The following is a 1,041-nucleotide window of genomic DNA, read 5'->3' as shown; positions in this document are numbered from 1 at the left end:
ATTTTTAAAAATAAACAAAATAGAGAAAAATAGAGAAAAATAACTTTTTTTAAAAAAATTATTCATCTAAAATTTCATATCTATAGTATTTTCCTAATGCAGAATTTGCAACAAATAACATTAATGGGAATATTAATAGACTACTAATTATTACACCTACAAATGGAATAGCACTGATTATTGCTATTATAAATGAAAATATAAATAAAATAATAAACAATAAAATAATCCAGCCTAAACTATGTGCAACTCCTGCTTTTTTTAATTCATTGAAAGAATTTGAAAAACTAATACATTCTCTTAAACTATTAGTTTTAGCCAATCTACATACACCAAACATTGCTAAAAGTCCAAATAAAATAAATAAGATTATTCCGACAATTACAGCAATTGATAATGGGCCAACTAAACTAGCTAATACATCTGATGGAATATTCTGCATTGAATTTATATTTGGATATTTAGAAATAATTCCTGAAACAGATACTGCTGCAATAATACCTGTAATAATTACTGGAATTATAAAGTAAATAATTTCTAAAATAATATATTTAATTCCACTAATAAAATTATCTGTTATATTTAATTCAGGAAAATCATTTGTTCCTTCAATATTTTCTTTAACTACATTAATTTCATAACCAAATAATATGAATGAAAATATGATAGAAATTATAGATGCAACACCAATTATTGATTCATCTCTAAATCCTAACTGAATTAAAACAGAAGTTAAATTTACAAGTACTACAAAAACTCCAATAATTAAATACAATCTATAGTCTTGTTTAGCATAATCAAATCCTTCTTTAAAAGTTTGAGTTAAACTTGCCATTTTAACACCATAATTAAATTAATTAAAATATAGTTTATATAGACATAGAAAATCTATAATATTACTATAATAAAAAATATGTTCCATTATTATATAAATACCTTTTTAAAAATTAAATAAAAATATAATAAAAAATAAAAAAAATTTTAAATTAAAGCAAAAAATATTAAAAAATATTTAAAATTCGTATACTATATAAAAATTAA

General features: G+C 20.2%; 1 protein-coding gene. It reads right to left on the bottom strand.

Annotated features, from left to right (window positions below):
* Positions 1-58: 58 nt before the first annotated feature.
* Positions 59-835, bottom strand: coding sequence for a DUF4013 domain-containing protein (locus BGI41_RS08195; protein ID WP_088540210.1), 777 nt, complete (start codon positions 833-835; stop codon positions 59-61).
* Positions 836-1,041 lie beyond the last annotated feature (206 nt).

The organism is Methanobrevibacter sp. 87.7 (assembly GCF_002208625.1).
GTDB lineage: Archaea > Methanobacteriota > Methanobacteria > Methanobacteriales > Methanobacteriaceae > Methanarmilla.
This window is presented reverse-complemented; position numbering and strand designations above follow the sequence as displayed.